We start from the raw sequence: 7198 nt of genomic DNA, 5'->3' as shown, positions 1-7198 counted from the left end.
TCCCGGGGACGGTTTGGAGGGGGTGGGGGGGAGGCCCAGCCCCCCCACGGGGGAGCAACCGAGGGTTGAGCGGGGAATCCCACGAGCCCCCGGCGAGCGCGCCCCGCCGGGCCGCGCGAGCAGGGTGAGCCCGAGCCTGTGGGCCGCCAGGGACTCGAACCCTGAACCTACGGATTAAAAGTCCGCAGCTCTGCCATTGAGCTAGCAGCCCGCGTGGACAGGTTACCCTGTCGGGCGCGGTGCGCACGCGGGTGTTTCCGTCCCACGCGTCACGCCTGGTCAGAGGGGGATCTGGTACAGGATGAAGCCCCGGTTGACCGCGACATCGTCGTACAGGCGGCGGGCCGTCGTGTTGGTGTGGTGGGTCGACCAGTAGACGCGGTTGCAGCCCTGTGCGCGGGCCCAGTCCGTGACCGCGGCGATCAGCGCCCGTGCGACCCCCTTGCCGCGGGCGGGCGGGGCGGTGAACAGGTCCTGCAGGTAGCAGACGTCGTCGGTGGTGGTGCTCGCGTGGACGAGGAAGTGGGCGATGCCGACCAGCGAGCCGTCCAGGAAGGCGCCGAGGGCGTGGATGCGGGTGTCCTCCTGGAAGCCGGCCCACGCCGTGTCGAAGCGGTCGGCGGGTAGGACGCGCTCGTAGAACGTGTTGTAGCCGGTGAAGAGAACTTCCCACGCGGCACGGTCTTCGGGGCGGAGCGGCGCGATGGTGATCATAAATTGACCCTATAGAAGGATGTCCCGCGTGGCGGTGACGGAGGATGCCGAGGAGACGATCACCGGGGAGCTGCGGCTGCTCGCGATGCTGCTCGGGGCGGTGCTCGGGACGTGGATCGCGTGGACGAGCCCGCAGCATGGGCACGAGCCGCGGTGGGTCCTGTTCGCGGTCCTGGCGGCGGTGCTCGGGGCGGCCAGCGGGGAGGCGTTCGGGTTCGGCGCGGCCCGGTGGCGGGATCTCGGCACGGTGCACCGGGTCCGGTTGTTCCACGTGCTGCATCTGGTGCTCGCGTCGGTGGCGGTGGCGGTCGGCCTGGTGGCGGCGACACCGTTCGTGCTGGGTGAGCAGGGGTTGACGAGCCGCGGGCTGGCGCTGTCGGCGATCGCGATCTGCGGGGCGTTGCCGTCGGCGGCCACGCTGGGCGCGGTGCAGCGGGTCGCGCGGCGCAGGATTCAGGGGTCGCCGGGGCAGCAGCTCAACACGCTGTTGAGCATGCGGCGGCTGGTGAGCCGGCTGCTCAACCAGCTCGGCTTCCTCGTGCTGCTCGTCACGCTGGTCAACGGGGCCGCGACGGGATGGGGTGCGGAGCTACCGAAGGCGGCGGTGCTGTTCTCCGGGGCCGTCGCTTCGTTCGTCGTCGGCGTCATGTACGTCCCGGCGAGCACGACACTGCGTCGCCGGTGCGCGTTGTTCGTGGACAGGCATTTCCCGCTGACGGATGTCGCGCTGGAGGACCTGGTGGACAAGGCGGACGAGCGGGCGAAGCTGGAGAAGCTGCTCGGCATCGACCAGACCACGTTCGGGGAGCTGCGCAGCGGGATGGTCATCATCAGCCCGTTCGTCGTGAGCGCACTGGCCGCGATAATCCCGGCGAAATTCTGAAAAGAAAGGGGCGCCCGGAGGGCGCCCCTTTGGAGGAACAGCGTCAGTTCGAGGCGAAGGTGCCCTCGGCGAACGTGGCGTCGAGGCGGGCCTGCAGCGCGTCGAGCTGGTGGAACTCGCTGGCGCTGTAGGACTCGGAGCCCTCGGCGGCGAAGATGTGGTCGGTCTCCGCGGCGGAGTGGTCGTAGGAGGTGAAGTCCGACTCCTCGTAGTGCGCGCCGTTCGGGTCGGTGTACTCGACGTGGTGGCCCTGGTCGAAGGACGTCGACTCGGCGGACGCGTGGTCCTGCTCGTACACGCCGAACTGCGACTGGTAGTCCTGCTCGCTGGCGTCGACCTCGTGCAGCTGGTCGAGGGACTCGTGCTGCTCGCCGGTCTCGAACTCGCCGTACTCGCTCATGTCATTTCCCCTTTTGTGAAAGCTGGCGTTTATGTGGTGTTCGGTGCGTTCTTGCGATGTGCTGAACACTACGGACGCCGCCGGGAGGTCAAATCCCGGAAACGTGCCACGAGAGGAAGTGCGCGATGCGGGTCAGCGAACTGCTCGTCGAGGGGTTCGGCCGGCTGCCCGATCTGGTCAGGGGCGCGGTCGAGGGGTTGAGCGCGGAGCAGCTGCGGTGGGCGCCGGCGCCGGGCGCGAACACCGTCGGCTGGCTGGTCTGGCACCTCACGCGGGTGCAGGACGAGCACGTCGCGGACCTGATCGACGGCGCCGGGCAGCTGTACGTCACCGGGGACTGGGCGCCGCGTTTCGGCCTGCGGCCCGACCCGGACGACACCGGCTACGGGCACACCGCGGAGCAGGTCCAGGCGGTGCGGGCGGACGGGCCGGAGGCGCTGATCGGGTACTTCGAGGCGGTGTCGGCGCGCACGGTCGAGTGGCTGGGCACGCTGACGGAGCAGGACCTGGACCGGATCGTCGACGAGCGATGGGATCCGCCGGTGACGCTCGGCGTCCGCCTGGTCAGCGTCCTGGACGACGACACCCAGCACGTGGGCCAGGCTGCGTACGTACGAGGTCTGATTCCCTGACCGGGCCCGCGGAAACGTCATGGACGACACACGGCCGGCGGCGCGTTCCAGTGGTGTACTTGATCTGCACGATCCACACTCTGATCGGGAGATGTAGATGGACGAGCGTGCACAAGGACGTCACCGCGTCGTCGTCGTGGGCGCGGGTTTCGGCGGTCTGTTCGCCACGAAGGCGCTCAAGAACGCGCCAGTGGACGTGACCCTCATCAACGGCACCGCCTACCATTTGTTCCAGCCGCTGCTGTATCAGGTTGCCACCGGCATCCTGTCGGAGGGCGAGATCGCGCCGCCGATCCGGGAGATCCTGAAGCGGCAGGACAACGCAAAGGTGCTGCTGGGGACCGTCACGGAGGTCGACCCGGAGGCGAGGACCGTGACCGCGGTCGCGCCCGGGACCAGCTACACGGTGGAATACGACTCGCTGATCGTGGCCGCCGGCGCGTCGCAGTCGTATTTCGGCAATGACCGCTTCGCCGAGCACGCGCCCGGCATGAAGAGCATCGACGACGCGCTGGAGCTGCGCGGGCGGATCTTCGGCGCGTTCGAGCTCGCGGAGCTGGAGACCGACCCGGCGGCGGTCGAGCGGTGGCTGACGTTCGTCGTGGTCGGCGCCGGCCCGACCGGTGTGGAGATGGCGGGTCAGATCGCCGAGCTCGCCCACCGGCACCTGCCCGGTCAGTACCGCAACATCGACCCCAAACAGGCCCGCATCATCCTGGTCGACGCGCTGGACACGGTGCTGTCGACGTTCGGCGACCACCTGTCGACGAAGGCGCTGCGGCAGCTGCACAAGATGGGTGTCGAGGTCGAGCTCGGCACCAAGGTCGTCGACGTCGACGAGACCGGCATCGAGGTGGACACCCGCAACGGGCGCCGGCGCATCGAGTCGATGACGAAGATCTGGGCGGCCGGCGTGGCCGCGCCGGGGCTGTCGACGCAGCTGGCGAAGGCGACGGGCGCGTCGACCGACCGCGCGGGGCGGCTCGAGGTCAACCCCGACTGCACCGTCCCCGGCCACCCGGAGATCTTCGCCGTCGGCGACATGATGTCGCTCGACCGGCTGCCGGGCGTCGCGCAGGTCGCGATCCAGAGCGGCCGGCACGCCGCCGGGCAGATCAAGAAGCGGCTCGCGGGTGAGCCGACCGGGCAGCCGTTCAAGTACTTCGACAAGGGCAGCATGGCGACGATCTCCCGCTTCTCGGCGGTCGCGAGCGTCGGCAAGCTGCACTTCTCCGGGATCATCGGCTGGCTGATGTGGCTCGCGGTGCACCTGCTGTATCTGGTCGGGTTCAAGAACCGGGTCACCGCGGTCATGCACTGGTTCGTCAGCTTCATCGGCCGTGGCCGTTCGGAGCGGGTCGCCACGTTCCAGCAGGTCTTCGCGCGGCGCGCGCTGCAGGAATACCGGGAGCATCTCCCCTAGAGTGGCGGCGTGGCAGCGTGTCCCGAGCAGACCAGCGATGGTCGCTCCGGGGTAACCCCGGGGACGCAGGATTGAGCACGGCAGCACATCGCCGGCGCGCCCTCGCGCTTCGCGCGACCCGGCGCAGGCACGACCGGGATTCGTCGGGGCACGCTGCCCATGTGGTCGCCGGCGCGCTCGCGGACGCCTTCCTGACCGTCGAGTGGGCGCGCGGGCCGCTGCTCGAGGTGGGCTACGAGGTGCTGGGGCGGCGGCCGCGCTGGCTCGGCCCCGTGGTCACCGCCGTCCTGCGCGCCTATCGGGTGGCGCCCGCCGACCGGCCTCGCGAGCTGGCCGGGTTCATCAGCGCTCCGGCGTACCAGCCGGTCAAGGTCCGCCGGGCGACCGCCACCCGCACCGTCCGGCAGCGGTGGGACTCGCCGCGGATCGACGACCTTGCGGCGCTCGCCGAGTTCCTCGACGTCACCCCGGACGAGCTGGACTGGTTCGCCGACCGTCGCGGGATGAACCGGAAGCACCGCGACCAGAAGGTGCGGCACTATTCGTACACCTGGATCGGCGAACGACTGATCGAGGCACCGAAATCGCGGCTGAAGGCGATCCAGCGCCGTGTCCTGGACGAGGTGCTCGGGCCGTTGCCGGTGCACGACGCGGCGCACGGGTTCGTGCCGGGGCGGTCGGTGCACACGTTCGCCGCGCCGCACGCCTCGCAATCGACATTGGTGCGGCTGGATCTGCGGGCGTTCTTCACGAGCATCACCGCGGGACGGATCCACGGGTTGTTCCGCACCGCCGGATATCCGGAGCCGGTCGCGCACGCGCTGACCGGGCTGTGCACGACACGGACGCCGCATGCGGTTTCGGGGCGGATCGAGCACCGCACCCCGCACCTGCCGCAGGGCGCGCCGACGTCGCCGGCGCTGGCGAATCTGGTGGCGTTCCGGCTGGACCGCCGGCTTTCAGGGCTCGCCGCCCGGTTCGGCGCCGGCTACAGCCGTTACGCCGACGACCTCGCGTTCTCGGGGTCCTTTTCGAATCCCGGCCGGCTGGTCGCCGCTGTCAGCGCGGTCGCGTCGGAGGAAGGTTTCCGGGTCAATCCGGCGAAGACCCGCATCCGGGGGCGCGGTGCCCAGCAACGGCTGGCCGGCCTGGTCGTCAATTCACGTCCGGCGATTCCCCGCGCCGACTACGACCGGTTGCGGGCCGTTCTTCATTCCGCCGCCCGCGACGGTCTGGAGGCCGCCAACCGGGACGGGCATCCGGATTTCGCGGCGCATCTCGCGGGTCTGGTCGCCTGGGCCGCGCACGGTCACCCGGTGCGGGCCGCCCGGCTGGAGCGCCTGCTTCGTTCCGTGACAGAGAAGGGCGCCCCACTCCCCGGGGCGCCCTCCTAGCCTGTTCTTCGGATCAGCAGCTCAGGTTGCCCGCTCCGACGCCGACGCCGAGGATGCCGACGAACCGCTGGTACGCCGCCACCCGGCTCTGCACCTGCGCCGGGTTGCGCCCGCCGCACTCGAGGCTGCCGTTGATGCTGCGGATCGTCTCGCCGAAGCCGGCCCCGTTGACCATCGCGTTGTGCCCCGTCATCGTGCCCGGGCCGGTCTGCGTGTTCCAGTACCAGAGCGCGGTCTTCATCGCCACGGCCGGGTCGGTCTGCACCAGGTTCGGGTTGCGCAGCAGGTCGATGCCGAGCGCGTCACCGGCGGCCTTGTAGTTGAAGTTCCAGCTGAGCTGGATCGGCCCGCGGCCGTAGTACGCGGCCTGCCCGGCGGGGCACCCGTACGGCTGGCTCGTGTCGCAGTAGTGCGGGTAGTTCGCGGTGTTCTGCTCCACGATGTACACCAGGCCACCGGTCTCGTGGTTCACGTTCGCTAGGAACGCCGCAGCCTCCTGCTTGCGCTGCGCGTCCGAGCCGGTCTTGGCGAACGCGGGGTAGGCGTTCAGCGCCGCGACCAGGCCGTTGTACGTGTAGAACGGGTTCCTGCTCGGGAACATCTGGTTGAACTGGGCCTCGCTGACCACGAACGCCCCGTTCTGCGGCGGGTTGGTGGTCGGGTTCGTCGGCGGGTTCGTCGTTCCGCCGCCGTTGCAGGTGTACGGGTCCCAGTACCAGGTGCTGATCGTGGGGCTGTACCCCGGGTTTTCGTGCTCGGCGATGTAGTACTTGCCGTCGGTGAACTTGACGATGTCCCCGGTGACGTAGTTGCGCCCCTGCTGCCACGCCGGGAAGCTGCACCCGCCGGCGGACCCGGTCTGCGTCGGCGGCTGCGGCGTGCTCCCGCCACAGGCCCCCTGGTCCTGCCACACTCCCGTGTTCCCGGGCGGCGCCTCGTTCTGCGTCCACCACTTGGCGAGGAAGTTGCGCCCGTTCCGCGACACGGTCGCGCCCCCGGTGTAGACCGACGACGCCTGCCACGCGGGCGAGCAGGAGGCTGCCGACGCCGGCAGCATGTTGAAGACGGCGACGACACCACCGACGACGGCGGTCGCGGCCAGCCCCGCAAGCAGACGCACTCTGGACACCAGATCACTTCCGTTCAGCTCGACTCCGTCCATCCGACCAGCCCGCGGCCCTCAACAGCACCAACAACATCAATTAATGAACAATCTTTACGGTTTCCCTAAGCCGCTGTGCCTCTCCGCGGCGCGGCCGCGGGGCGGGGGATTCTCACCCCGCACCCCCAATGCGCCGCGAGCGGCGCACTGCCTGCGCGACGCGCGGCAGCTTCCGCGCTTCCGCGCGCCATCCCGGCGGCTCGGGCCGCCTACATCTGCCCGTCGGGTGACCGGCACGACACGGCAGAGCCCCGGTGTGGGAGGCGGCCTTGTCGGGCAGCATCGAATGCTTTCACCCGCCGAGGTCAGACGCTCACGCGGCGGGCGTCTCGTCCATGATCACGGCCTTCAGCGTCGTCCATGACGTGGTCATCGCCTGCGCGATGCGCGGCAGTTTTCCGCGCCTCGGCGCCCCCGATCCCGGCGGCCCTGGCCGTGGCCAAGGCGCCGACCCCCGTCCGATCAGCCTGAGCGACGCGGCGAAGCGGCGTCGACATCACCGCAGAGTGAAGGCGCAGAACCTCTGCGCACCGACGGTGCGGGGCGGGTGGGGATCACCCGCCCCGCGGCTCGCCGTCGAGCGGCGCAGC

General features: G+C 70.1%; 7 protein-coding genes and 1 tRNA gene. 4 read left to right on the top strand and 4 right to left on the bottom strand.

The window, feature by feature from the left end:
* Positions 1–139 precede the first annotated feature (139 nt).
* Both ACZ6TV_RS01630 and ACZ6TV_RS01625 read right to left on the bottom strand, forming a co-directional pair.
* Positions 140–211: transfer RNA gene (locus ACZ6TV_RS01630), tRNA-Lys, on the bottom strand.
* A 68-nt stretch (positions 212–279) separates the two neighbouring features.
* Entirely contained in the window at positions 280–714 is a 435-nt protein-coding gene (locus ACZ6TV_RS01625) for a GNAT family N-acetyltransferase (RefSeq protein WP_465294183.1), read from the bottom strand.
* Positions 715–742: 28 nt separating this feature from the next.
* Between ACZ6TV_RS01625 and ACZ6TV_RS01620 the strand changes: the two genes are divergently transcribed.
* Positions 743–1597, top strand: coding sequence for a hypothetical protein (locus tag ACZ6TV_RS01620; RefSeq protein ID WP_465294181.1), 855 nt, complete (start codon positions 743–745; stop codon positions 1595–1597).
* Positions 1598–1640: 43 nt separating this feature from the next.
* Here the strand turns inward: ACZ6TV_RS01620 and ACZ6TV_RS01615 are convergent, their stop codons facing one another.
* Positions 1641–1997 carry a hypothetical protein gene (locus ACZ6TV_RS01615; protein ID WP_465294179.1) on the bottom strand — a complete coding sequence of 119 codons (357 nt, stop codon included), beginning with the start codon at positions 1995–1997 and terminating at the stop codon, positions 1641–1643.
* 125 nt (positions 1998–2122) lie between these two features.
* On the opposite strand from ACZ6TV_RS01615, the gene ACZ6TV_RS01610 reads away from it, so the two are divergent.
* The 3 genes from ACZ6TV_RS01610 to ACZ6TV_RS01600 all read left to right on the top strand — a co-directional run bounded on the left by ACZ6TV_RS01610 (position 2123) and on the right by ACZ6TV_RS01600 (position 5446).
* Positions 2123–2629, top strand: a complete 507-nt coding sequence (locus tag ACZ6TV_RS01610; RefSeq protein ID WP_465294177.1) for a mycothiol transferase — start codon at positions 2123–2125, stop codon at positions 2627–2629.
* Positions 2630–2726: 97 nt separating this feature from the next.
* Positions 2727–4052, top strand: coding sequence for an NAD(P)/FAD-dependent oxidoreductase (locus ACZ6TV_RS01605; RefSeq protein ID WP_465294175.1), 1326 nt, complete (start codon positions 2727–2729; stop codon positions 4050–4052).
* 161 nt (positions 4053–4213) lie between these two features.
* Positions 4214–5446 carry a reverse transcriptase family protein gene (locus ACZ6TV_RS01600; RefSeq protein WP_465294173.1) on the top strand — a complete coding sequence of 411 codons (1233 nt, stop codon included), beginning with the start codon at positions 4214–4216 and terminating at the stop codon, positions 5444–5446.
* A 13-nt stretch (positions 5447–5459) separates the two neighbouring features.
* Here ACZ6TV_RS01600 and ACZ6TV_RS01595 read toward each other — a convergent pair whose 3' ends face one another.
* Entirely contained in the window at positions 5460–6575 is a 1116-nt protein-coding gene (locus ACZ6TV_RS01595) for a glycoside hydrolase family 19 protein (protein WP_465294171.1), read from the bottom strand.
* Between the last annotated feature and the right edge of the window lie 623 nt (positions 6576–7198).

This window comes from Dactylosporangium sp. NPDC051087 (genome assembly GCF_055586325.1).
The sequence above is the reverse complement of the archived record's forward strand: the minus strand, read 5'-3'. Positions and strand labels throughout refer to the sequence as shown.

What these genes read in the sequence shown, in the direction of transcription:
- ACZ6TV_RS01625 (WP_465294183.1), bottom strand. Translation starts at nt 714, where the DNA reads ATGATCACCATCGCGCCGCTCCGCCCCGAAGACCGTGCCGCGTGGGAA.
- ACZ6TV_RS01605 (WP_465294175.1), top strand. Translation starts at nt 2,727, where the DNA reads ATGGACGAGCGTGCACAAGGACGTCACCGCGTCGTCGTCGTGGGCGCG.
- ACZ6TV_RS01610 (WP_465294177.1), top strand. Translation starts at nt 2,123, where the DNA reads ATGCGGGTCAGCGAACTGCTCGTCGAGGGGTTCGGCCGGCTGCCCGAT.
- ACZ6TV_RS01615 (WP_465294179.1), bottom strand. Translation starts at nt 1,997, where the DNA reads ATGAGCGAGTACGGCGAGTTCGAGACCGGCGAGCAGCACGAGTCCCTC.